The organism is Cypionkella sinensis, assembly GCF_042646385.1.
Lineage (GTDB): Bacteria > Pseudomonadota > Alphaproteobacteria > Rhodobacterales > Rhodobacteraceae > Cypionkella > Cypionkella sinensis.
This window is the reverse complement of sequence record NZ_JBHRTO010000001.1, coordinates 1228537-1253114: the sequence shown is the minus strand read 5'-3', so window position 1 is coordinate 1253114 and position 24578 is coordinate 1228537. Positions and strand designations below refer to the sequence as shown.

Below are 24578 nucleotides of genomic sequence, written 5' to 3'. Positions count from 1 at the left end.
AGACTGTGCCTAACACCGAAGGGGGAGCAATGACAGTTCAGCCGAAGATTGACACCTCTCCCCCTGTGTCTGACGAAATCCGCAAGACCACCTGCTATATGTGCGCCTGCCGCTGTGGCATCAATGTGCATCTGAAAGAAGGTCGGGTCAGCTATATCGAGGGCAACCGCGACCATCCGATCAACAAGGGCGTGCTTTGTGCGAAGGGTGCATCTGGCATCATGCAGGTGACGGCGCCCTCGCGTTTGCGCGCGCCTTTGCGGCGTGTGGGGCCAAGGGGATCAGGCGCGTTTGAGGAGATTTCCTGGGACGAGGCTTTGGCGCTGGCCGTGTCATGGATGAAGCCGTTGCGCGAGACAGCGCCTGAGAAGCTGGCGTTCTTCACCGGGCGCGATCAGAGCCAGAGTTTTACCGGCTGGTGGGCGCAGGCGTTTGGCACGCCGAATTACGCGGCGCATGGTGGGTTTTGTTCGGTGAACATGGCAGCCGGCGGAATTTACACCATCGGCGGCGCGTTTTGGGAGTTCGGTCAGCCGGATTGGGAGCGCACCAAGCTGTTCGTGCTGTTCGGCGTGGCCGAAGATCACGACAGCAACCCGATCAAGATCGGTCTGGGCAAGCTGAAGGCCCGGGGCGCGCGGGTGATCGGCGTCAACCCCATTCGCACCGGCTATAATGCGGTGGCCGATGACTGGCTGGGCATCACGCCGGGCACCGATGGGCTGCTGGTCCTGTCGCTAATCCATTGCCTGCTGGAGGCGGGCAAGGTCGATCTGGACTATCTCGCACGCTATACCAATGCGCCGCTGCTGGTGGTCGAAGACGGCCCCGAAAAGGGCATGATCGCCAAGAACGCCGAAAGCCAACCCTTTGTGATTGATCGCAAAACTGGGATGCCTGCGCCTTGGGATGGCAGGGGCGTGCAGCCCGATCTGGGGGCCAGCTATCAGGGCAACCGCACGGTGTTTCAGCATATGGCGGAACGCTATCTGGCCGCCGAATACGCCCCCGAGGCGGTGGCGGCGCGCTGCGGTATTGCGGCGGATCGTATCCGGGCGCTGGCGGCGGAGCTCGCGCATGTGGCGTTTGATCAGGCGATTGAGATCAAGCAGCCGTGGACCGATTTTCGCGGTGATCACCACGACACCATGCCGGGGCGTCCGGTATCTTTCCACGCGATGCGCGGGATTTCGGCGCATTCCAACGGCTTTCAGACCGCCCGCGCGCTGCATCTGTTGCAGATCGTCCTCGGCACGGTCGAGGTTCCGGGGGGCTATCGGTTAAAGCCGCCCTATCCGAAACCGATGGAGGCGCATCCGACGCCGCATTTCGTCACCGCCCCCGGCAAGCCCCTGTCTGGTCCGCATCTGGGCTATGTGCGCGGGCCGGAAAATCTGGCGCTGAAGGAAGACGGCTCACCCGCGCGGATCGACAAGGCGTTTACCTGGGAAAACCCGTTTTCGGCGCATGGGCTGATGCATATGCTGATCCCCAATGCCCATGCCGGCGACCCTTACCGGATTGACACGCTGTTCCTCTACATGGCCAACATGGCGTGGAATTCCTCGATGAACTCCGCCCGTGTCATGGAGATGCTGACCGACAAGGGCCCCGATGGCGAATATATCATTCCGCGCATCATCTATTCCGATGCCTATGCGTCGGAAATGGTGGCCTATGCCGATCTGATCCTGCCGGACACCACGTATCTTGAGCGGCACGATTGCATCAGCCTGCTGGATCGCCCGATTTCCGAACCCGATGCGGCGGGGGATAGCATCCGCTGGCCGGTGGTGGAACCTGACCGCGACGTGCGGCCTTTCCAATCGGTCTTGCTGGATCTGGGCGCGCGGCTGGGGCTGGTGCCGATGGTCAATGCCGATGGCAGCCCGAAGTATCGCGACTATGCGGATTACATCACCAACCACATCCGCCGCCCCGGCGTTGGTCCGCTGATCGGCTTTCGCGGCGATGGCACGGCAGAAGGGCGGGGCGAGGCCAACCCTGATCAGATTGCCGCCTACATCGCCAATGGTGGCTTCTATCAGGCGAATATCCCCGAGGAGGCCGCGTTTTATAAGCCGTGGAACATGGCCTATCAGGATTGGGCGGTGAAAACCTCGCTGTATGAGACGCCGCAGCCCTATCTGTTTTCGATATGGTCGGAACCGATGCGCAAGTTTCAGGCCGCCGCCGAAGGTCTGGGGCCGATCCAGCCGCCGGATCATCTGCGCGAACGGTTGAAGCTGGCGATGGACCCGCTGCCGGTCTGGCATCCGCCGTTTGGCGATCTGGAGGCGACAGGATGGGGCTATCCGGTGCATGCGATCACCCAGCGCCCGATGGATATGTATCACTCCTGGGGCAGCCAGAACGCTTGGCTGCGGCAAATCCGGGGCACGAATTTCCTCTATCTGCCGACGAAAATATGGGCGGAGCAGGGCTTTGTCGAAGGCGATTATGCCCGCGTGATCTCGCCCAATGGCGGCATCACTGTGCCGGTGGCGCATATGGCGGCGCTGAATGAAAACACCGTCTGGACGTGGAATGCGATTGGCAAACGCAAAGGCGCTTGGGCGCTGGATGAGAATGCGACAGAGGCCACGACCGGATTTCTGCTGAACCATCTGATTTCAGAACTGCTGCCCGACAAGGGCGACGGCGCGCGGCTGTCGAATTCTGATCCCGTCACGGGCCAAGCGGCGTGGTTCGATCTGCGGGTGCGGATTGAGCGGGTGGGGCCGAAAGATCACGCCGAGCCGGTGTTTGCCGCCGTACCGCGCGTGGTGCCGCAAGGAAAGGCGCGCGCATGACGACTCTGCCCACCCATACCGAGAAAAAGCTGGGGCTGGCGATTGATCTGGATACCTGCGTTGGCTGTCAGGCCTGTGTGACCGCCTGCAAGGGCTGGAACGATCAGGGCTATGGCGTGCCATTATCGGATCAAAATCCTTACGGATCAGATCCTTCTGGTGTATTCTTAAACCGTGTTCACAGCTATGCAGTGCAACCCGTTGACGGATCTGCGCAAACCATCAACTTCCCGCGTTCCTGCCTGCATTGCGAGGATGCGCCCTGCGTTACCGTCTGCCCGACGGGTGCAAGCTACAAGCGGGCTGAAGATGGCATCGTGCTGGTCAATGAAGATGCCTGCATCGGCTGCGGTTTGTGTTCTTGGGCCTGCCCCTATGGCGCGCGCGAGATGGATCAGGCGGCTGGCGTCATGAAGAAATGCACGCTTTGCGTCGACCGCATTTATAATGAAAATCTGCCCGAAGAAGACCGCGAGCCTGCCTGCGTGCGCGGCTGCCCGACCGGCGCGCGGCATTTCGGCGATTTCGCCGACCCTGACAGCAAGGTCAGCCGCCTGAGCGCCGAACGCGGTGGCTATGCGCTGTTGCCCGATCTGGGCACCAAGCCGGTGAACCGCTATCTGCCGCCACGCAAGAAAGATGTCCGGCACGAGGCCAGCGTGCTTGCGCCGTTGCTGGATATCAAGGCCAGCGGTTTTGCCGGATGGCTTGACCGCGTGTTGGGGAAGATCTGATGCATCCAGCGCCTTCTGTCATTCTGTTTTCGGTGCTGTCGGGGGCGGGCTTTGGCCTGCTGTTCTACCTTGGCTTTGGATTTGCACATCCGTCCGACTGGCTGGCGTTCTGCTGGTGGGGCTTGGGCTATGGCCTTGCAGTGATTGGGCTTTTGGCCTCGACCTTCCACCTCGGCAATCCACAACGGGCGATGCTTGCGTTCTCGCAATGGCGCACAAGCTGGCTGAGCCGTGAGGCTTGGACTTCGGTTGCAGCGCTGGTATTGCTTGCCCCGATGGCGCTGTCGGATTGGCTGGGGCTGGGCCTGCCGCGCCCATTTGGTTGGTTGGGCGCGGTGCTGGCGCTGGCGACGGTGTTCACCACTTCGATGATCTACACCCAGATCAAGGCGGTGCCGCGCTGGCATCATTGGTTAACGCCGGTAATGTTTCTGACCTTCGCCTTGGCGGGCGGTGCGGTGCTGGCGGGACAGAGCTTTGCGCCGGTTTTGCTGGCGCTGCTGCTGGTGGTGTTGCTGGCGATCTGGCAGGTCGGCGATGGCCAGTTCGCCCGCCGCGCGCAGACCTTGGGCACCGCCACCGGGCTCGACCGTATTGGCGAGGTGACGGTGTTTGAACAAGCGCATACCGCTGGCAACTTCCTGCTGCGCGAGATGATGTTCGTGGTCGGGCGCAAACATGCGCAAAACCTGCGGGCGATTGCGCTGGTGCTGGTCTGCCTGCTGCCTGCAGTGTTGCTGGCAGTGTCTGGCACCTGCTGGGCCTTTGCGGCGGCGGCGATCTGCCATCTGGCGGGGGCTTTGGCGGCGCGCTGGTTGTTCTTTGCTGAGGCCGAGCATGTGGTAGGGTTGTTCTACGGCAAGCGCTAGGGAGGCGTGATGACTCCACTGGAAAAGGTGCAAAATCTGCCGATCTGGCGCGGCGCTGTTCGGGTAGCACCCTTGGGCGGCGGCATCACCAATGTCAATTTTACCGCCGAAGATGATGCGCAAAAGGTTGTGGTGCGGATCGGCGATGACATCCCGCTACATCAGATTTTGCGGTTCAACGAACTCTCGGCCAGCCGCGCCGCCCATGCCGCCGGGGTGTCCCCTGCGGTGTTTCACCATGAACCAGGTGTGCTGGTGATCGCGTTTGTCGAAGGCCGCACCCTGACTGCTGCCGATTTTGCCGATGATGCGGTGCTGGATCAGGCACTGGATCTGGTGGCGCGGGCGCATCGCGATATCCCGCAGCATCTGCGCGGCCCAGCGATGGTGTTCTGGGTGTTCCATGTGCTGCGCGACTATGCGGCGACTCTGCGCGATGCGGGCTCGGGCTATGCCGCGCTGCTGCCGGATCTTCTGGCGCAGGCGGCGCGGCTGGAGGTGGCGGTGGGCCAGATTGATCTGGTTTTCGGCCATAACGACCTGCTGCCGGCGAATTTTCTGCATGACGGGCGGCGCCTGTGGCTGGTGGATTGGGACTATGCCGGTTTCAATGCGCCGCTGTTTGATCTGGGCGGGCTTGCTGCCAACAACGGGCTGACCGCGGCACAAGAGGCTCGGATGCTCACGCGCTATTACGACCGCGCGCCGGATGCGGAATTGTGGCGCAAATACAAGGCGATGAAGGCAGCGGCGGCTTTGCGCGAAACGCTGTGGAGCATGGTTTCCGAAATCCATTCTCAGATTGATTTCGATTATGCCGCCTATACGGCAGGCAATCTTTCCACCTACAGGGCGGCCTATGCCGCTTTTGAAAACGCTTGAGGATCAAATGGTTGACCTACCCACTACCGCCCGCGCGGTGATCATTGGCGGCGGGATTATCGGCTGCTCGACGGCGTATCACATGGGTAAACTCGGCTGGACCGACACGGTTCTGCTGGAGCGGAAAAAGCTGACCTCTGGCACCACCTTTCACGCGGCAGGGCTTGTCGGGCAGTTAAGAACCTCGGCTAACATCACGCAACTGTTGGGGTATTCGGTTGACCTCTACAAACGGCTGGAGGCGGAAACTGGGCTGCAGACCGGCTGGAAGATGAACGGCGGCCTGCGGTTGGCGTGTAATGAAGCGCGTTGGACGGAGGTGAAGCGGCAGGCCACCACGGCGAAATCTTTCGGGTTGGAGATGCACCTGCTGACCCCGCAAGAGGCGCAGGATCTGTGGCCGTTGATGACGATTGATGATCTGGTCGGCGCGGCCTATCTGCCGACCGACGGGCAGGCGAATCCGTCGGACATCACGCAAAGCTTGGCCAAGGGCGCGCGGATGGCCGGGGTGAAGATTTTTGAAGATACCCCGGTGACGCGGGTGATCGTGGATCAGGGCCGTATTCGCGGGGTGGAAACACCGTTCGGGGTGATCGAATGTGAGAAGGTGATCTGTTGCGCCGGGCAATGGACGCGGGTGCTGGCGGGCTCGGTGGGGGTGAATGTGCCCCTCGTCTCGGTCGAGCATCAATATATGATTACCGAACGTATTGAAGGCGTTACGCCGGGTCTGCCCACCTTGCGCGACCCGGATCGCCGCACCTATTGGAAGGAAGATGTCGGCGGGCTGGTCTGGGGTGGCTATGAGCCGAACCCGAAGCCTTGGGCGGTGAATGGTATCCCCGAAGGCTTTCACTTTGACCTGCTGACCTCGGATTACGACCACTACGCGCAGTTCATGGATGATGCGATTGCGCGGGTGCCTGCCTTGGCACATTCCGGGGTGAAGCAGCTTTTGAACGGGCCGGAAAGCTTCACGCCCGATGGCAATTTCATCTTGGGCGAGGCGCCAGAGTTGAAGAATTTCTATGTCGGCGCAGGGTTCAACGCCTTTGGCATCGCCTCGGCGGGCGGAGCGGGCATGGCTTTGGCGGAATGGGCCGCGAAGGGTGAAGCGCCCTATGATCTGTGGCCGGTGGACATTCGCCGCTTTGGCCGGGTGCATCAATCGACCGATTGGGTGCGCGCGCGCACGCTGGAGGCTTACGGCAAGCACTACACCATCGCTTGGCCATCCGAGGAAATGCGCTCTGCGCGGCCCACCCGGCGCTCGGCTTTGTATGCGCATCTGAAGGCGGCGGGGGCGTGTTTTGGCGAAAAGCTGGGGTGGGAGCGGCCAAACTGGTTCGCCGATCTGTCAGTTGGTGAAGTAGCCGAGGACGTCTATTCCTATGGCCGCCCCGGTTGGTGGGATCAGGTGCGGCGCGAGCATTTGGCCTGTCGGTCGGGGGCGGTGCTGATTGACCAATCCTCGTTTGCCAAGTTCATGCTGAAGGGGCCGGATGCCGCCAAGGCATTGAATTACATCACAGCGGGCAATGTGGATCGCGCGGTGGGCAGCCTGACCTATACGCAAATGCTGAACGCCAAGGGCGGCATTGAGGCCGATGTAACCGTGGTGCGGCGGGCTTGGGATGAGTTTTACATCGTCACCGGCACCGGCTTTGCGACCCATGATTTCGACTGGATCAGCCGCAATTTGTCTGGAAATTGTCAGTTGGTCGATGTGACCTCTGGCTCGGCGGTGTTGTCGCTGATGGGGCCAGAAGCGCGCAGGGTGCTGGCGCGGGTTTGCCCGGATGATCTGTCGAATGATGGCTTCAAATTCAGCACCGCGCGGCAGATTTCGGTGGCGGGCTGCCCGGTTCTGGCTTTGCGCGTGACATATGTCGGCGAACTCGGCTGGGAACTGCACATGCCGACAGACATGGCGGTGACGGTTTATGAGGCGTTGATGGCGGGTGGTGGCGTGGTGAACGCGGGCTACCGTGCGATTGAAACCTTGCGGCTGGAAAAGGGCTATCGCGCTTGGGGCGCGGATATCGGGCCGGATCACACGCCGGTCGAGGCCGGATTGCTTTGGGCCTGCAAGATGAAATCGGGGGTGGATTTTCTGGGCCGCGCGGCGCTGGAAGCCCAAGTTTCGGCCGGCGTCAATAAGCGTCTGGCGGCGTTTACGGTGGATGATCCGCGCGTGATTTTGCTTGGCCGCGAGACAATCTATCGCAATGGCGAACGGGTGGGCTGGCTGTCGTCCGGCGGCTACGGCCATACGATCGACAAACCGATTGGCTATGGTTTCGTGCGCAGCAAGGGCGTGGATGAGGCGTTCATGACCTCTGGCAACTATGAGTTGGAGGTTGCCGCCGAGCGGGTGCCTGCTCGGTTGCATCTGGCCCCGCTCTATGATCCGACCGGCAGCCGGATCAAGGCGTGATCAGGCCATATAGAACTGTTTTGGCAGCAAATACGGGTAGTTGGTGGTGGGGTCGATCTCTATCTTCATGATCGGCGCCATCCATTCGCCCCAACGCTTATCGGTTTCCGATGTGCGCAGATAGGCCTTGGTCGCCTCCAGATCATCAGTTTCGAAAAAGCCGAACAGGGTCAGTCCATGCCGGAAGATGTTGTAATTGCGGATACCCGCCTCGCGCAGGGCTTCCAGCATTTCCGGCCAGATTTCGTCATGGCGTTTGAGGTATTCAACCTCGTATCCGGGGCGGACTTCCAGCACCCAAGCGTATCCGGGCATGGTTAACCTTTCCAATTCTGGAAACAATCCCGCATCAGGATGGTTTCGGTCAGCACGTCTTCGGTCAGCGTGTTCATGTAATCCTGATGCACGGCCTCAAGCGCCAAGTAGCCCTGATAGCCAGCATCGCGCAGGGTGGCGAACATTGCAGGAAAATTCAGCGTGCCTTGGGCGAATTTGGCTTGCAGATGGCCCATTTTCGCCTGCCGCAGATGCACATGGGCGGCGTGCTGCGCTAGCGGGTCGATTTCGTCCTGACGATAGCCGAGGCAGGCGAAGTGGCTGTAATCCAACGCCAATTTCACCCCGGTCTGATCCACCAGCCGCTGCACGAGGGCAGGGCTTTCTGCCCAGCTTTGCACATGCGGCTCGATACAAAGTTGCGCTTTGTGGTGGCTGGCGACTTCGAGCAGCGCTTTCAGCGATTCCGCCGACTGTCCGCCCGCCTGATCGCGCGACTGGCCGGGGTTGATCACCCCTGGCAGGATGAAAACTGTAGCAATATCAGCGGCATCGGCAAAGGTCAGGATGGCTTCAGTGTCTTTGATATTTTGGGCGATTGTGCCGGGGAGGGAGAGATTTTGGCCGTCAATCCCCTCGCCGAAAAGATGGTAGTAATTCGGTATGGTGACGCCAAGATTGCGCAATGGCTCGGCCGCAGCCTTTGGATCGGCGAGAATTTCCGATTTGTTAAGACCTGAGCGGTAAAACAGGCCGACATCCAGCGCGCCTATCCCCAAAGCGCGGCTGATGGCGGCAATTTCTTGCAGTGAACAGGCGGGGAACGACCATGAGGTAAGCGACAGTTTCATCTTAAGCCCCGATCTGCACAGGCTGGCCAGAGGCGGCAGAGGCATACATCGCGGCAATCGCCTCGGTCACGCGGGCACCGTTTTCGCCATTGGCGGGATTGCCGACGGGACGGCCGGCGCAGAGTGCGGCGAAATGGCTAACGGGAAGGCTGCCGTCATAATCGGCCTCGCCGGGGGCCATCTGGTAGGTCTCATTGCTGCCATCAAGGCGGGAAAGCTCCAGCCGTGCGCGGCCTGCTTCGCAATCAAACCAGATCACGCCCTCGGTGCCATAGATGCGGACATCGGTGTGCATGCCGCGCTGTTTCGGCACGGTCGAGGCCCCCGACAGCGCAACAGAGGCGCCATTGGTGCAGCGGCCCACCGCGGCATCGTAGTAATCGACGCCGGTTTTCGATTTGGTATCAAGGCAGTAGATCGACTGGAACTGCACATCTGCGACATAGCAGAGCCAGGCGAGCGAATGGCTCATCTGCCCCCAAGCATAGCCGCCCGCCTTGGCCGGATCGGCCCAGGTCGAGGCCGGGGGGCGGAACAGGTGGTTCGCGGTCTCCAGCATCGGCTCGCCCGCCATCAGATCATCCAGCGCCGACCCCATCTGGCATGCGGCGTGGCGGACCTGCCCGATTTTCCCTGCGCGCACCCAATCGGCGGCTTGGGCAGAGAATTTGGTGTAGTTGAGGCCAGTGGAGATCAACACCTCACGCCCCGCCGCAATCCCTGCGGCGGCGATCGCGCGGCCATCGGCGGCCGTTGTGGCCATCGGTTTTTCCACCAGCACATGCGCGCCCGCTTGCAGGGCGGCAAGTGCGGGCTTGGTGTGGGCGATATGGGGGGTGGAGATGATCACGCCATCCAGGCCTTCGGCTTTAACCATTTCGGCCACGTCGCTGTAGCGCGCGGCGATGCCGAACTGATCGCCAACCAGCGCAAGCCGCGCGGGGTCGAGATCACAGATGGCGATTTTCTCAACATCGCCAGAGGCTTGCAGCGTAGGGATGTGGTTGAAACAGGCCCACCAGCCGATGCCGACGACTCCGATCTTTGCCATGCTATTCTTCCTGCGCAACGGTGGATTGGTAAACATTCTGCATATGCGCCTCGGCCGCCGCCGCCGCTGCCGCAGGGTCGCGGGCCTTGAGCGCATCCAGCAGACGGCGGTGATCTTGCAAGGATTGCTGCAACACGCCGGGGCGTTCCGAGGCGCGTTTGCGGAATTCAAGGCCGATCACGTTCAGGCTTTCGCCGATGCGCTTCAGAAAGGCATTGCCCGAGCCGATCCAGATGATTTCGTGAAACTCGAAGTCGGATTTGCGGAACGCCAAAGCATCGCCGATGGTGTCGTGCTGGGTCGCGAGCAGTGCTTCAAGCCGCGCCAGATCGGGCTCGGTGATGTTGACGGCGGCGCGGCGGGCGACATCGGATTCGATCAGCGCGCGCGCGTCGTACAGCTCGCGGATGTTCATCTGCTCAAGCGACAGGTAGAATTGCAGCGGGCCGAGCAGGGCATCGGGGCCAAGATCGCTGATGTAAGCCCCGCCGCCTTGGCGCGATTTCACCACGCCCAAAACGGCAAGCCCGCGCATCGCCTCGCGCACCGAAGGCCTTGATACGTCAAGCGAAAGTGCCAGATCACGCTCGGGTGGCAGCGCGTCGCCTGCTTTCAGCACGCCGGATTTCACCATGTCGAGGATGCGGCGCACCACCATTTCGGCGACGGATTCGCGCTGGATTGGGGTTTCAAACTCGATGCGGATGGGATCGGTCATGCGGCGGCCTCGGGTTTGAGGGAGGGGAGTTTGATGCGTGGGATGACCACAGAGGCGATCAGCAACAGGCCAATCACCCCAGTCTGGATATGCCCTGTGATGTTCAAAAGCGCCATGCCGTTGCGCAGGTTCAGCACGATCAGGATCGACAGCAGCGTGCCCACCAGCGTGCCTTTGCCTCCGAAGATGCTGACGCCGCCCAGAAGGACGATGGTGATCACGTCCAACTCGAAGCCACTCGCGACATCGCCACGCACGGCCCCGACACGGGCGGCGTAAAGCAGGCCTGCGAATGCGGCGGCAAGGCCGGACATGGTGAAGATGATGATCTTGTGCCGCGCGGTGTCGATGCCCGCGAAATCAGCCACATCGCGGTTTGATCCGATCACATAGGTCTTGCGGCCAAAGCCCGAGCGTTCCAGCAGGATGTACAGCGCCACGAACAGCGCCACAAAGGCGATCAGCGCGAAGGGCACGGGGCCGATCAGGCCGCGTTGGCCAAGGGCCGCGAACCAATCGGGAAAGCCGCCGATGCCGCGATCTTCCAGCATGACGCGGGCCAGACCGCGAAAGCCGATCAGGGTGGCAAGCGTGACGACAAGGCTGGGCAGGCCAAGGCGGGCGGTGAACCAGCCGTTGAAAAACCCGCCCGCGACGCCGATGGCCAGGCAGATCAGGATCACTAGCGGGGCGGGGGTGCCCATCTGCACCAGATAGCCAAAGGTGCAGGCCGACAGACCCATCATCGAGCCGACCGAAAGGTCAATCTCGGCGTTGATGATCACGAAGGTCATCACCAGCGCCAGAATGATCTTCTCGATGGAAAGCTGGAACAGATTGATCTGGTTGGAAATGCTGAGGAAATCGGGTGCTGCCACGGCGTTGAAGGTGAAGATCACCGCAAGGCAGGCAAACAGGAATCCTTCCCAAGAGAACAGGCGGCTCATTTGGTGTCTCCTTTCTTGGCGCGCAGGCGGGCCAGGCGGCGCGACAGCAGGGTGTCGGTGGCGACAGCGAGCAGGATCAACGCGCCGAGGACGGCCTCACGCCAGAATTCGGAAACCACCGCCCAGCGGACAAGGCTGGTTTCCAGCAGATCCACCAAGATCGCGCCGAGGAACGCCCCGATCACCGAGCCGGAACCGCCGAAGATATTGACTCCGCCGACGACCGAGGAGGCGACGGATTTCAACTCGAACCCCAGCCCTGCGACCACGGTGATGGTGCCGAAACGCGCCAGAAACATGAAGCCCGCCAGCCCCGCCATCAGGCCCGACAGCGCGAAGGCGGCAAACACCACGCGCTTGGCGTCGATGCCCGCCATATCGGCGGCTTCGGGGTTAGAGCCGACCGCGAACAGGGCGCGGGCGGGGCGCAGCCGGGTCAGGCACAGATGCACAAGGATCACCACCGCAAGGCTGGCGGTGAAACCGGCGCGGAACTCCATCGCGCCAATCGAGAACACCGGCAGGTTGGGGAAATCGGTCAGCCAGCTTGGCAGGCTGTTGGTGGTGATGGATTTGGCGTCGGAATATTCCACAAGGAAAGACCGATACAGCGCCATGGTGGCCAGCGTGACGATGATCGACGGCACGCGGGCATAGGCCACCAACGCGCCGTTGATCGCGCCAAACGCGGTGCCAAGCAGCGCGGCATAGGCGAGCAAAAGCAGTGGGTGCAGATCGGGGTGGTTGGTGATGATCGAGCCTGTGGCAAAGGCGGTAAAGCCCACCACCGAGCCGACCGAGAGGTCAATGTTGCGGGTCAGGATCACCAGGGTTTGCCCGGTGGCGATCAGCGCCATGATGGCAACCGAGGACGAGATGCGGTTGAACAGACGGCCGTTCAGATAGCCCTCGATCTGGGTGGCAAAAAAGATCAGCACCACGGCCAGCACGGCCAGCAGGGCGAGGATACGCAGGGCGGCGGGGGAAAGGCGGGAAATCAGGCCCATCAGGCGGCGTCCTTTTGTCCGGTGGCAAGCGCCATGATGGATTCCTGGCTGGCATCGGCGTGGTCGATAATCGCCATCTGGCGGCCCTCGCGCATCACAAGAATCCGGTCGCCAAGCGCCAAGACTTCGGGCAGGTCGGATGAAATCACCAATGCCGTCCCACCCGCAGCGGTAAAGGCGCGGATCAGGGCGTGGACCTCGGCCTTGGCGCCCACATCAATGCCACGGGTCGGTTCATCGACGATCAGCAGGTCGGGGGCCATGTTCAGCCATTTCGCCAGCATCACCTTTTGCTGGTTGCCGCCCGAAAGATTGCCCACGGCGATATCGGTGTTCGGGGTGCGGATGTTCAGCTTTTGCTTGTAACTCCAAGCGGTTGTGATCTCGGCCCCAGTGTTGATCAGCCCCAGCGGCGACAGATATTTCTGCAAGGTCGCAAGCGTGATGTTCCAGCGGATCGGCAGAGCCATCGCCAGCCCCATCTTGCGGCGATCTTCCGAGACGTAAGCGATGCCATTGTCGATGGCTGCGCGGGACGAGGTGATTTTCAGCGGTTGGCCTTTATAGGTGACAGTCCCGGCGCTGGTTTTCAGCATGCCGAACAGCGCCAGCGCCACATCGGTGCGCCGCGCGCCGATCAGGCCCGCCATTGCCAGCACCTCGCCGCGCTTGATATCGAAACTGATGCCTTCAAACACACCATCAACGGCAAGCCCTTGCACGGAAAGCAGGGTTTCGGCGGTGGCGGTCGAGGGCATCTTGGTGAAATAGTTGCCGACCTCACGCCCCACCATCTCGGCGATCAGGGTTTGCGGATCGGTCTCAGAAATCAGCTTGGTGGAAATATGCTTGCCGTCGCGGATCACCGAGACGCGATTGGCAAGCTCAAACACCTCCTCCAGCCGGTGCGAGATATAGACCACCGAGACGCCATCCGCCGCCAAAGCACGGGCAATGCGGCGCAGTTCGGATGCCTCATGCGCCGAAAGGCTGGCGGTGGGTTCGTCCATGATCAGCACGCGCACGTCTTGGCTCAGCGCGCGGGCGATTTCCACCGCTTGCTGCTCGGCAAGCGACAGGCCCGAAGCGATGCGGTCCACATCCAGCGTCATGCCAATGCGGGCGATCAACTCGCGGGCATGGCGGCGCATCGCGGAACGGTTCAACAAAAGGCCGGAAGTGGCGGAAATGAATATGTTTTCGGTAACATCCAGATCGGGAAACACCATCGGTTCCTGATAGATCGCAGCGATGCCACGCAGACGCGCCGCTTTTGATCCGTTCAGCACCACAGGCGCACCGTCCACCTCAACCGTGCCGGAAGTTGGCTGGTGAATCCCGGTCATGATCTTGATCATGGTGGATTTGCCCGCGCCATTCTCGCCGACGATTGCGTGAACTTCGCCGGGGAAAAGTTCCAGCGTCATATCGGTCAGGGCGGCGGTCATGCCGAAATTCTTCGAGACCTGTCGCAGGGCAAGCACTGGTTTCATCGCACCAATCCGTCGGAAAGAAGCGCGGCCGAGCGAACCCGGCCGCACAGAAAAGCCTTACTTTGCAGCGGCTTCGACGTTGTCTTTGTTATAGACAGTGAACGGCCCCATCAGGATGCGCTTGGCCCCTTCACGGCCCGGATCCGCCTCGATCGTGTAATCGCCCATGCGGCCCGCAGTGAAGGTCTCGCCAATGTCACCCTTCAACTGGCCCGTCGCCAGACCGTAAGCGGTGTAATAGGTCAGATACCCCAGATCGCGGAAATCCCACAAAGCGAATTCCGGGGCGCAGCCGTTCATCGTGTAGCTGACCATTTCCGACGGCAGACCAAGGCCCGAGACTTTGACCTTGTCGCACAGGCCTTCATCCTGCATCGCCTTGGCCGAGGCTTGGATGCCCACCGTGGTCGGCGACATGATCAGGCCCAGATCCGGGTATTTATCGACCAGCGCCAACGCGCGGTTATAGGACACCTCGGCTTGGTCATCGCCGTAAACCACGTCAACCAGTTCGATATCCTTATACTTCGGATCGGCGGCGAGGGCGGCTTTCATCGACTCGATCCAGGCGTTCTGGTTCGAGGCATCGGGCGTCGCCGACAGCACTGCCATCTTGCCTTTGCCGCCGAGAATATCCATCGCCATATCGGCCATCACCGTGCCGATTGAACCGAAATCGACCTGTGCCACAAACACGCTTTCGCCCTTGCCGCCGGGGATCGGGCTATCCCATGTCACGACCTTGGTGCCAGCGGCCTGTGCAGCCTCTGCCGCCGGAACGATCTGGTCGCCCGCGTTGTTCGACAGCATCACCGCGCCCTGTTTCTGGGTGCCAGCGGTGGTCATGATCTCAATCTGGCCAGCGGTGGAGTTTTCCGGGGTGGGGCCGGTGAATTCCAGCTTGCCGGGGTTGGCGAGTTCCTTGTGGGCCTCTTGCGCGCCCTCATTGGCCTGATCAAATACCAGAATGCCCAGGAATTTCGGCAGCAAAACCATGTTGGTTTCCTTGCCGGGTTCCAGTTTGATCGTGTCGGCATAGGCGAAATTCGCGGTCGTCAGCATCATCGCGGCGGCTGCGCCAAGTAGAACGTGTTTCATGTTATCCTCCCAGATAAGTTTGGCACGAACCCCGTGCCGGGTTATTTCCCTTGGTTTCCCGCGGGTTAGTTTACTGCGGAACCGGCTTGCGCGGCCCTTGGCCAGCCAGGGCGCGGGTGATGTCACCCGCCACCAGATGCTGAAGCTGATGGATAGCGGCCTCGGAATACCAGGCGGCGTGCGGGGTCAGCAGCAGATTTGGGGCTGTGCGCAAAGGGCTGTCAGTGGGTAGCGGCTCCACATGGAACACATCCAGTGCCGCCGCCGCGATGGTGCCGACCGTCAGCGCCTGCGCCAGATCCGCCTCGTTGATCAACTGTCCACGCGCCGAGTTCACCAGCATCGCGTGCGGCTGCATCGTGGCAAGGCGAGCCGCGTTGAAATATTCGGTGGTCTCGGCGGTGGCGGGGGCGTGCAGGCTGATGATGTCGGCCTCGGCCAGCAGCACCTCGGGTGGGACCTTGCGCACCCCCATCCCGGCGGCGTGCGCTTCAGTCAGGCCGGGATCGGCAGCCAGAAACTGAAAGCCAAAGCCTTGCAGCCGGGCATGAACCGCACGGCCGATATTGCCAAGGCCAAAGAAGCCAAAGTTCGTTTTGTTGAACGGTTTCATCGGCTTGGCGATCTTTACCGCCGCCCATTCCCCGACCCGCACCGACGCATCCATCGGCACCAGCTTGCGTAGAAGGGTCAGGGCGGCTGCAGCGGTGTGGTCGGCGACCTCATCGGCACAATAGTCAGGCACGTAGCCGACTTTCAGGCCATGAGCCTTGGCGGCGGCAAGATCTATGTTGTTATAACCGACGCCATAGCGGATCACCGTCGCACCGGGTTTGACTGCGGCGGCTGCTTCGGGGCCGAAGGGCGCGAATTGCACCACGGCAACATCAGCTCCAGCGACAGCAGCGGCGACTTCGGCGGCGGATTTGCATTGATGTGCGGCGAATTCCGCCCCGGCGGCTTTTGCGGCGGCAGCTTCCTGATCCAAGGCCGGGAAGGTGTAGTCGGTGACGACAACTTTCATGGTTGAACCTTCAGATAGTCGTGAATGATCTCGCCGGGGACGAGGGTGAAATCGGCCCGCCAGTAAAAGCCTTGCAGCGGCTCCAACACGGGCAAGCGGAAGATTGGCAGTTGCGCATTGGCACGTAATTCAACCGTGCAGGGCCCCTCCCAGCACTCATGCACCACCACATCCGACAGGCAGCGCGAGGTGAGTTGGCGAATGGCGGGTGTGCCATCAATATGATCCAACGCTTTCAGGTTCAGATTGGTGGCAAAGTCGAAATAGGGCTTCAGCCGTGCCGGGTCGCAGGGGCGCTGCTTATAGGGCAGGGTGGCCGTCAGCACCTCAATGCCATTCCGCTCGACCGTGGCCACGAACAGATCACCGCGCGCCTCAAGCTGCGGTTTGCCCAGCTTTTTGGGCTGACCATGGGTTTCGCGGCCATGCGCGACGCCGATATCGGACGACAACACCAGATAGGGCGAATAGGCACCTTTCCGGTCGCCCAACGCCGCCCCGAACATCACATTTGCCTCGGTGTAAGGGCCCAGCCAATCTGTGTCGTTCATCTTGTAGATATGGCAGCACACCACATCGCCTTCGGGCCGCAACGGCGGCGGCAGCAGATAGGCCAGCGCCGCCGGGTCTGTGCGCCAGTACACCGTCAGGATCTCGGCATTGCGAAAGCGGAACGGGAAGGGCGGCACCATCGGCGCATCCCAAGGCGTTGAAAAGCCTCCCTTGCGGATATCGTCCTCGCTGGGCGGGGTCAGATAGGGCGGGCGGGTTGTCATGGCATCGCAATCCGGCGCACGACATCTTCCTGCACCTCGATGCCCAAACCGGGGCCGTGCAACGGATAGGCCCAGCCATCCTTGTGCCAGATCTTTTCGGCCACCAATTCGTCTTGCACCACCACAGGGAAGGGTTTGAATTCAAACACCTCGGTATTGGGCGATGCCAACGACAGATGCAGGCTGGCCGCCGTGGTGATCGCAGTAGACCAAGCGTGCGCGTTCACCACCTTGCCATACTGCGTGGCCAAAGCATCGACGCGGCGGAAGCCGGTGATGCCCTCAACCCGCGCCGGATCGACGCCGTAGACGTCAATCGCCTGCACAAACTCCATCTGGCGGCGGTAGCCTGCTTCGGTGAATTCACGCTCTCCCGACGCCAGCCGCACCTTTGTATGGGCGCGCAAGCGGCGATAGCCCGCGTCGTCGGTGACATACAGCGGTTCTTCATACCAGCCGATGCCCAGATCGTGCATCCGGTTGGCCACAGAAATTGCCGTATCAACATCCCAGCGCACGCCGTTGCCGATATCGACCAAAATTCCGGCATCCGGGCCAAGCGCCGAGCGCAAAGCGCGGATGAAAGACACATCCACATCCGGATCGCCGCCGATATTGCTTTCACCCTTCTTCGCAAAGCCCAGCTTGGTGGAGCGGAAGCCGTTGGCAAAGAACCCTTCTACATCGGCAACACAAGCCGCCTCGCCCTTCTTGTTCACATGGCTTGAGGCATTGGCGAGCAAACGCTCATGCTTCAATCCGCCGAACAGCTCATACAGCGGCTTGCCCGCGACCTTGCCGCGAATATCCCACAACGCCATGTCGATGCCCGAGATCGCGAGTGAGGCAATCCCGCCCTCGCCATACCACCAGACATGGCGGCGCATCTTGATCCAAAGCGCATCAATATCAATGGCTTCGCCCAGCAGGATCGGCGTCAGTCCTTCGCGGATCACCAGCGCGGTGGCGCGGCAAGCCTCTGGCCACATCGCGATGCTTTCGCCCCAGCCCACCACGCCATCATTGGTTTCCACCCGCACCAGCACCGTGCGCCGGATCGTGCCGAAATCATTCGGGTCGGGGTATTCAATCGGGATCGGCTCAATCCGCGCGATTTTCGTCATCTTCTCCCCCCAAACCCGCGTTTGACTTTTGCCGTCAGTTCGCGATACTTCGATAATTGGTAAGGCCAATTAACAACGCTTAGAAAGCAGAGGTCAAGAAAAATGTTCAACCTAGCCCCTGTTCCCGTGCCAGATCTGACCGGTCGCACCGTTCTTGTGACCGGGGCGGGCAAGGGCATTGGTGCCGAATTGGTCAGGATTCTGGTGGCAAACGGCGCGCGCACCTATGCGGGCGTGTTCGCCGGCGAAGCTGCCGAGGCGTTGCCTGATGCCGCCACGGTGCTGGCGCTAGATGTAACCAAACAAGCCGATGTCGATGCCGCCATCGCGCGGATCACGGACGAATCGGGGCGGTTGGATGTGCTGGTGAACAACGCGGGCATGATCACGCCGATCGGGCCGCTGGCGGAACTGGCGTCGGATGCGCTGGCCCCGGCCTTTGCCGTTAACGTCATCGGCGTGCATCGCATGGCGCTTGCGGCGCTGCCACTGCTGCGCGCGGCCAAGGGCGTGATCGTCAATGCGGGGACGGGGGCCGCGACGACGCCAATGGAGGGTTGGACGGTTTATTGTTCCACCAAAGCTGCGATGCGGATGCTGACGCAGATGATGGCGATGGAACTGGCGCCAGATGTGAAATGCTTTTTCGTCGGCATCCCGCCCACCGACACCGCAATGCAGGGCGAGATCCGCGCGGCGGGCTTCAACCCGATCAGCAAGATCCCGCAGGAAAAACTGGTGCGCCCCGAGGTTCCGGCCAGCGTCATGGCTTGGATGTGCGGGCCGCAGGCGCGCGATGTGGCCGAGGTTTTGCTCGACGTGCGGCAAGAAATCTTTACCAATTTGATGGACCTGCCCGCGTAACCGGGGCATGTTCTCGCCAAATCAGGAGGGTTTGATGGGCAGACTTCAAGGCAAACGCGCGCTGATCACGGCGGCGGGGCAGGGCATCGGGCGGGCCTCGGCGCTGATGATGGCACGCGAGGGTGCGCAGGTGCTGGCGACGGACGTGAACGCAGCAACGCTGGCGGAACTGGCGGCAGAGGGCATCGAGACGCGGGTGCTGAACGTGCGTGACCCGGCGGCGATTGCCGAAGCCGCCGCTTTGGGGCCGTTTGATGTGCTGTTCAACTGCGCAGGCTTTGTCGCCGCAGGCACGATACTGGACTGTGACGAAGACCAGTGGGCGTTCAGCCTTGATTTGAACATGACGGCTATGTATCGGATGTGTAGGGCCTTTCTGCCCGGTATGATCGCCAACGGCGGCGGCTCGATCATCAACATGGCCTCGGTCGCCTCAAGCGTCATCGCAGCGCCCAACCGCTTTGTCTATGGCGCGACCAAAGCGGGGGTGATTGGTCTCACAAAATCCATCGCGGTGGACTTCATCTCCAAAGGCATCCGCTGCAACGCGATCTGCCCCGGTACGGTTGAAAGCCCCAGCCTTGAACAACGCCTGCGCGACACTGGCGATTACGAGGCCGCACGCGCCGCCTTCATCGCCCGCCAACCGATTGGCCGTATCGGCAAGCCCGAGGAAATCGCGGCGCTTGTCACCTATCTTGCTTCCGACGAATCCACCTACACCACCGGCGTCGCACATGTGATCGACGGCGGCTGGGCCAACGCATAAGGAATTTTACGATGAAACTGCTTCGTCATGGGCCTGTGGGCGCTGAGAAACCGGGGATTTTGCACAGCGACGGCACCGTGCGCGACCTGTCCGCCATCGTCTCGGACATCGGCGGTGATGTGTTGTCGGATGCAGGCTTGGCGAAAATCCGCGCCGCCGATCCGGCCCGACTGCCCATCGTGCAGGGCGGGCGTCTGGGGCCTTGCGTTGCGGGCACCGGCAAATTCATCTGCATTGGCCTGAACTATTCCGACCATGCTGCCGAGACCGGCGCGACCGTGCCGCCCGAGCCGATCATCTTCATGAAAGCCACCTCGGCCATCTGCGGCCCGAATGATCCGATCATCATTCCACGCACCTCGGAAAAGACCGATTGGGAGGTGGAACTGGCGGTGATCATCGGCAAAAAGGCGAAATACGTCAGCGAATCCGAAGCGATGGACTACGTGGCAGGCTATGCCGTGACCAATGACGTCTCCGAGCGCGCCTTTCAGACCGAGCGTTCGGGCCAGTGGACCAAGGGCAAATCCTGCGACAACTTCGGCCAGATCGGCCCTTGGCTGGTGACGCGGGATGAGGTCGCCGATCCGCAAAACCTGTCGATGTGGCTGACGGTGAACGGCACCAAGATGCAGAACGGCAGCACAAAGACCATGGTTTACGGTGTGAAATATCTGGTCAGCTACCTCAGCCAGTTCATGACGCTGCATCCAGGCGATGTGATTTCCACAGGCACGCCTCCGGGTGTGGGGTTGGGAATGAAGCCACCGAAATATCTGAAGGCGGGCGATGTGGTGGAACTGGGCATCGAAGGTCTGGGCCAGCAGCGCCAAGATGTGATCGCAGATTAAGACAAAGGCCCGGTGGCAGCACCGGGCCTTCCGCTTTCGGAGGGGCACATGGATCTGATCGACACCCATCAACACCTGATCTTGCGTGATCATCTGGGCTATGCCTGGACCGATACGCTGCCCGCCTTGCAAGGCGATTTCACCCCCGCCGACTACGCCCGCCTGTCACACGGCAAGGGCGTGATCGGCACGGTGTTCATGGAAACCGGCGTCGATGATGCCGATTATCAGGCCGAGGCACGGCTGATCGCGGGGCTGGTCGGCAAGGGCGGCATGCTGGGCCAGATCGCCTCGTGCCGCCCCGAGCTGGACGCGGGTTTTGACGATTGGCTGGCCGAATGTAAAATCTTGTCGGTGGCAGGCTTCCGCCGCTTGCTGCATGTGGTGCCGGATGAGATGAGCCAGCCCGAAGGCTTTCGCCGCAACATCCGCAAGATCGGCGCGGCGGGCTATACCTATGACATGGTGTTTCACGCCCGCCAACTGGGCTTAGCCGAGGCACTGGCGCGCGCCTGCCCGGATCAGCCGCTGGTGCTGGATCATTGCGGCAACCCCGATGTAGCGGGGCAGGGTTTCGACGCCTGGTATCGCGGCATGCAGGCGATGGCGGCGCTGCCGCATGTCTGGCTGAAGTTTTCCGGCATCACGGTGAACTGCGCGCCTGGCACCGCCTCGGTCGCGCTGCTGCAACCCTATGCCGATGCGATGCTGGCGCTGTTCGGGCCAGAGCGGATGATCTGGGGTGGCGATTGGCCGGTGGTCAATCTGGGCGTCGGCCTGCCGGACTGGATCGACATGAGCCGCGCCCTGCTGGCAGGCCTTTCGGCGGATGAGCAGGCTTTGATCGGCCATCAGAACGCCCGCAAGGTCTATCGGCTGCCTGCGTAGGGGGGCTTCGCGCCCCCCACGGCCTTGGCTGGCGCCAAAGCCTCCCCCCGTGGGATATTTGTGCACAGAGGATGACCAAAAGCGTTGCCAGCGTCAGCGCGGCATTGCAAAAGGGATTTGAAAACGCTTTGGGACGCCAATAGCAGGGGGGCGATTTGGAATATCTGGAGCAAAGCCTGAGCGATCTGTTCACAGACCTGCATATGTCGGGACTTTGGCCGGATGAAAAGGCAATCTCCGATTCCATCCTGCTGTTTCCCGCTGCTGATATCCTGAGCGCTTACCATACAGCCAAGGTGCGCGGCCCGGTGGATTTGAAAGCGTTTTATGCCGCTCATTTTCGCCCGGTGGCAGCACATGAAACCGCCTATCACACCAATCCCGACCACAGCCCGAAACAGCATCTTGCGGCGATCTGGCCGCATCTGATCCGCCCCGCCGATGATCCCGCCGAACGCTCCAGCCGGTTCGCGCTGCCGCATCCCTATGTGGTGGTCGGCGGGCGGTTTCAGGAGGCGTATTATTGGGACAGCTATTTCACCCAACTCGGCCTGCTGAAATCCGGGCAAATCGCGCAGGTGCGCGACATGCTGGAGAATTTCGCCTATGCGATCCGCGAGATCGGCCATATCCCCAACGGCTTTCGCAGCTATTTCCTGACCCGCGCACAGCCGCCGTTCTTCGCGCAGATGGTGCAGGATTATGGCCGCACTACGGGCGATCTGGCCGGGGCTTACGCGCGCTATCTGCCGGAAATGCAGCGCGAATACCGCTATTTCATCGACACGCCGCACAACCACAATGGCCTCGCGCGCTATTGGGATGCCGCCAGCGGCCCGCGCATTGAGATGTATGGCACCGATCTCGAGGCTGCGCATAAAGGCGTGCCCGACGGCTATTTCCGCCACCTGCGCGCCGCCTGCGAAAGCGGATGGGATTTCTCGGCGCGTTGGCTGACCGATCCGATGGATCTGACGACGATCCGCACCTGTGATCTGTGGGCGGTGGATCTGAACTGCCTGCTGTTGCGCTATGAGGAGATTCTGGCCGAAGCCTCGGGCGACCCCAGCTATAGCGCGGCAGCAAGCCAGCGCCGCGCGGCGATCTCGCATCGGTTTTACAGCACTGAGACCGGGTATTTCCACGATGTTCTGATCGCGGATGGCAAGCCCAATCTGCTGACCACCGCCGCAGGCATGTTCCCGCTTTTCGCAGGGGCGGCGACGCAGGCGCAAGCCGAAACCGCCGCTCGCTGGATGGAAAAGCATCTGCTGGCCTCCGGCGGTTTGCTGACCACCGACATCACCTCGGGTCAGCAATGGGATAGCCCGAACGGCTGGGCCCCGTTGCAATGGATCGCGGTGCAGGGCCTGAGGCGCTATGGCCTGCACGATCTGGCCGAAACCCTGCGCCTGCGCTGGCTGGCCACCTGTGATGCGGTGTTCGCGGCCTCGGGCAAGTTTGTCGAGAAATACAACGTCCTCAATCCGCTTGCCCCCAGTTCTGGCGGCGAATACGCGCTGCAAGATGGCTTTGGCTGGTCAAACGGCGTCTATCTCGACCTCGCCGACTAAGCGCCTAAGCCGACCGAAATGCCTTCATCTTGGCGAAAATACTCCACAGGGGTCCGGGGGTGTGAAACCCCCGGCTTGGCCGATGCAGCAAAGCTGCGCCACATCACTGCCCCCGGATCAGCGCCGAGAAATCCTGCCCCGGAGCCCAAGTCTGCGCCTTTGCACTGATCGCGGCCAGTTTGCGGCGTTGATCCATCGGCATATCGCCCGGCAATCCGCCCAGTTCGTCGATGTATTCCGGCAGCATCCCAGAGAACAACAGCCGGTAATCCAGCGGCATGTCGGGTTTGATCACTTGCACCAGATGATAGACGGTCGAGGCGCAATTCGCCGTCACTGTGTTGTAAAACTGCGGGGTTGCGGCCAGTTCATTGCCAAACGCGATATAGCGCAGGAACAGCGCCCGGCGCTGTGCGGCATCCAGCTTGACGGGGAACAGATGCACATCCTCGCCGCGGAAATTGGTGCGCACCTTGACGATGTCGGCCTCATCCGCCGCGATCAGCGACAGTTCAAACTGCCGGAAAAAGCCGCCGATCGAGGAAAAACTCTCGCCCTTTTCCTTGCGGATCTCGACCGAGAACGCCACATGGTCGCCGCCCTGAAAGCCAAAGCTGACGATCAGATGCGCGATGTTCGGATCACCCCAGGTCGAGGTGAACATATCGACGGTGTCCAGTTTGGTCAGATCATAGCTGCGGATTTCCCAATGCGGGATACCTTCAAGGTCGCTGGTCCAGTCGAAATTGCGCACATTGTTCAGCGTCACCTGATCGCCCGCGACGCTGCCCGTCACGCCATGCGCCACATCCGGCGCCCAATCGCGGTCTTGGCGCGGGTGGATGGTGCTATACCAGCCCGCGACCGCGAGGGCGACAACAGCAAGGCCAAGCCAGCCCAAGCGGCGTTTGCCAAAGCGCAGGATCAACACGGCCAGCAAGGCAAAACCCAGGCCGACCCATGCGGCGATCTGCACCCAACCGTGCAACTGGAACGCCATGGCTGTCGCCGTCCATGCGGCACCCAGCGCCAGCACGATCAGAAAGGCTGCATGGCCAAGCGCGCGGCCAAAGCGGCGCAGGGGGGAAGCGGGGGGAAGGGGCATTCTCGTCTCCGACTTTGCGCCGGATCGCACGCGGCGACCCGGCAAAATCACGTTTGATCTTGAACGCCCAGCCTTAACCGCGGGGCGTGTTGACTTCCATCAGCAAACGCTCGGTGCGGGCTTCGTCGATCTTGTTGTGCAGGCGCTGCGATTCCTCGGCGTCGCGGATGGATTTGGTGATCGCGGCTGTCGAGCTGACCAGCATCAGCGCGGCCATCGCGTAAAAGCCCTTGGCGGCAAAGGTGGCCTCCATAAAGAAGATACCTCCCCCCATCATCACCGCAGCGACGACGAAGTTCAGATAGGTGAACATGGTCCAGGCGGACGAGGGTTTGGCGGCGAGAAGATCGTTCATATCGGTGTTCCTTTGATGGGTTTGGTGGATTGGGATACGGGGAAAGCGGCGCGGTGACGCGGCAGGATT

Annotated in this window: 23 protein-coding genes; 10 read left to right on the top strand and 13 right to left on the bottom strand. The window is 61.5% G+C overall.

The features are described 5' to 3' along the window. Window positions 1-29: 29 nt before the first annotated feature. From ACFOGH_RS06255 to ACFOGH_RS06235, 5 genes are read left to right on the top strand one after another with little or no spacing between them, the layout of a single operon-like run. Window positions 30-2813, top strand: coding sequence for a molybdopterin-dependent oxidoreductase (locus tag ACFOGH_RS06255; protein WP_380072208.1), 2784 nt, complete (start codon window positions 30-32; stop codon window positions 2811-2813). After that, window positions 2810-3547: a 4Fe-4S dicluster domain-containing protein gene (locus ACFOGH_RS06250; protein ID WP_380072207.1), complete on the top strand. Its 738-nt coding sequence runs from the start codon at window positions 2810-2812 to the stop codon at window positions 3545-3547. The genes ACFOGH_RS06255 and ACFOGH_RS06250 overlap by 4 nt, the downstream gene beginning before the upstream one ends. Continuing rightward, window positions 3547-4416, top strand: a complete 870-nt coding sequence (locus ACFOGH_RS06245) for a dimethyl sulfoxide reductase anchor subunit family protein (RefSeq protein WP_380072206.1) — start codon at window positions 3547-3549, stop codon at window positions 4414-4416. The genes ACFOGH_RS06250 and ACFOGH_RS06245 overlap by 1 nt, the downstream gene beginning before the upstream one ends. 9 nt (window positions 4417-4425) lie before the next feature. Beyond that, entirely contained in the window at window positions 4426-5298 is an 873-nt protein-coding gene (locus tag ACFOGH_RS06240) for a phosphotransferase (protein ID WP_380072205.1), read from the top strand. A 7-nt stretch (window positions 5299-5305) separates the two neighbouring features. Beyond that, window positions 5306-7738 (top strand): GcvT family protein, encoded by a 2433-nt coding sequence (locus ACFOGH_RS06235; RefSeq protein WP_380072204.1) that lies wholly within the window; start codon window positions 5306-5308, stop codon window positions 7736-7738. Here ACFOGH_RS06235 and ACFOGH_RS06230 read toward each other — a convergent pair whose 3' ends face one another. The 11 genes from ACFOGH_RS06230 to ACFOGH_RS06180 all read right to left on the bottom strand — a co-directional run bounded on the left by ACFOGH_RS06230 (window position 7739) and on the right by ACFOGH_RS06180 (window position 18103). After that, entirely contained in the window at window positions 7739-8053 is a 315-nt protein-coding gene (locus ACFOGH_RS06230; protein WP_380072203.1) for an L-rhamnose mutarotase, read from the bottom strand. A gap of 2 nt (window positions 8054-8055) precedes the next feature. Then, window positions 8056-8865: a sugar phosphate isomerase/epimerase family protein gene (locus ACFOGH_RS06225; protein WP_380072202.1), complete on the bottom strand. Its 810-nt coding sequence runs from the start codon at window positions 8863-8865 to the stop codon at window positions 8056-8058. A gap of 1 nt (window position 8866) precedes the next feature. Continuing rightward, on the bottom strand, window positions 8867-9916 hold the full coding sequence (locus tag ACFOGH_RS06220) for a Gfo/Idh/MocA family protein (RefSeq protein WP_380072201.1): 1050 nt from the start codon (window positions 9914-9916) through the stop codon (window positions 8867-8869). A 1-nt stretch (window position 9917) separates the two neighbouring features. Continuing rightward, window positions 9918-10634: a FadR/GntR family transcriptional regulator gene (locus tag ACFOGH_RS06215; RefSeq protein WP_380072200.1), complete on the bottom strand. Its 717-nt coding sequence runs from the start codon at window positions 10632-10634 to the stop codon at window positions 9918-9920. Further along, window positions 10631-11581, bottom strand: a complete 951-nt coding sequence (locus tag ACFOGH_RS06210; protein WP_380072199.1) for an ABC transporter permease — start codon at window positions 11579-11581, stop codon at window positions 10631-10633. Before ACFOGH_RS06210 ends, ACFOGH_RS06215 begins: the two co-directional genes overlap by 4 nt. Continuing rightward, window positions 11578-12588 (bottom strand): ABC transporter permease, encoded by a 1011-nt coding sequence (locus ACFOGH_RS06205; protein WP_380072198.1) that lies wholly within the window; start codon window positions 12586-12588, stop codon window positions 11578-11580. The genes ACFOGH_RS06210 and ACFOGH_RS06205 overlap by 4 nt, the downstream gene beginning before the upstream one ends. After that, the gene (locus ACFOGH_RS06200) at window positions 12588-14081 is read right to left on the bottom strand and encodes a sugar ABC transporter ATP-binding protein (protein ID WP_380072197.1); all 1494 of its coding nucleotides are present in this window, start codon (window positions 14079-14081) and stop codon (window positions 12588-12590) included. The genes ACFOGH_RS06205 and ACFOGH_RS06200 overlap by 1 nt, the downstream gene beginning before the upstream one ends. A gap of 57 nt (window positions 14082-14138) precedes the next feature. Next, complete coding sequence (locus ACFOGH_RS06195) at window positions 14139-15179, bottom strand: rhamnose ABC transporter substrate-binding protein (RefSeq protein ID WP_380072196.1); 1041 nt, start codon at window positions 15177-15179, stop codon at window positions 14139-14141. A 70-nt stretch (window positions 15180-15249) separates the two neighbouring features. Further along, window positions 15250-16203 carry a C-terminal binding protein gene (locus tag ACFOGH_RS06190; protein ID WP_380072195.1) on the bottom strand — a complete coding sequence of 318 codons (954 nt, stop codon included), beginning with the start codon at window positions 16201-16203 and terminating at the stop codon, window positions 15250-15252. Then, entirely contained in the window at window positions 16200-16979 is a 780-nt protein-coding gene (locus ACFOGH_RS06185; protein ID WP_380072194.1) for an acetoacetate decarboxylase family protein, read from the bottom strand. Before ACFOGH_RS06185 ends, ACFOGH_RS06190 begins: the two co-directional genes overlap by 4 nt. Next, on the bottom strand, window positions 16976-18103 hold the full coding sequence (locus ACFOGH_RS06180) for a mandelate racemase/muconate lactonizing enzyme family protein (protein ID WP_380072193.1): 1128 nt from the start codon (window positions 18101-18103) through the stop codon (window positions 16976-16978). The genes ACFOGH_RS06185 and ACFOGH_RS06180 overlap by 4 nt, the downstream gene beginning before the upstream one ends. Before the next feature lie 126 nt (window positions 18104-18229). On the opposite strand from ACFOGH_RS06180, the gene ACFOGH_RS06175 reads away from it, so the two are divergent. From ACFOGH_RS06175 to ACFOGH_RS06155, 5 genes are all read left to right on the top strand, one after another. Then, window positions 18230-18967, top strand: coding sequence for an SDR family NAD(P)-dependent oxidoreductase (locus tag ACFOGH_RS06175; RefSeq protein ID WP_380072192.1), 738 nt, complete (start codon window positions 18230-18232; stop codon window positions 18965-18967). A 31-nt stretch (window positions 18968-18998) separates the two neighbouring features. Beyond that, complete coding sequence (locus tag ACFOGH_RS06170; protein ID WP_380072191.1) at window positions 18999-19736, top strand: SDR family oxidoreductase; 738 nt, start codon at window positions 18999-19001, stop codon at window positions 19734-19736. 11 nt (window positions 19737-19747) lie between these two features. Then, window positions 19748-20587 carry a fumarylacetoacetate hydrolase family protein gene (locus ACFOGH_RS06165; protein ID WP_380072190.1) on the top strand — a complete coding sequence of 280 codons (840 nt, stop codon included), beginning with the start codon at window positions 19748-19750 and terminating at the stop codon, window positions 20585-20587. 48 nt (window positions 20588-20635) lie between these two features. Next, entirely contained in the window at window positions 20636-21475 is an 840-nt protein-coding gene (locus tag ACFOGH_RS06160) for an amidohydrolase family protein (protein ID WP_380072189.1), read from the top strand. 155 nt (window positions 21476-21630) lie between these two features. Further along, the gene (locus tag ACFOGH_RS06155; RefSeq protein ID WP_380072188.1) at window positions 21631-23049 is read left to right on the top strand and encodes a trehalase family glycosidase; all 1419 of its coding nucleotides are present in this window, start codon (window positions 21631-21633) and stop codon (window positions 23047-23049) included. 103 nt (window positions 23050-23152) lie between these two features. Here ACFOGH_RS06155 and ACFOGH_RS06150 read toward each other — a convergent pair whose 3' ends face one another. Together ACFOGH_RS06150 and ACFOGH_RS06145 are read right to left on the bottom strand one after the other, a co-directional pair. Continuing rightward, window positions 23153-24154 carry an Lnb N-terminal periplasmic domain-containing protein gene (locus ACFOGH_RS06150; RefSeq protein WP_380072187.1) on the bottom strand — a complete coding sequence of 334 codons (1002 nt, stop codon included), beginning with the start codon at window positions 24152-24154 and terminating at the stop codon, window positions 23153-23155. A gap of 73 nt (window positions 24155-24227) precedes the next feature. Next, complete coding sequence (locus ACFOGH_RS06145) at window positions 24228-24509, bottom strand: YiaA/YiaB family inner membrane protein (protein ID WP_380072186.1); 282 nt, start codon at window positions 24507-24509, stop codon at window positions 24228-24230. Between the last annotated feature and the right edge of the window lie 69 nt (window positions 24510-24578).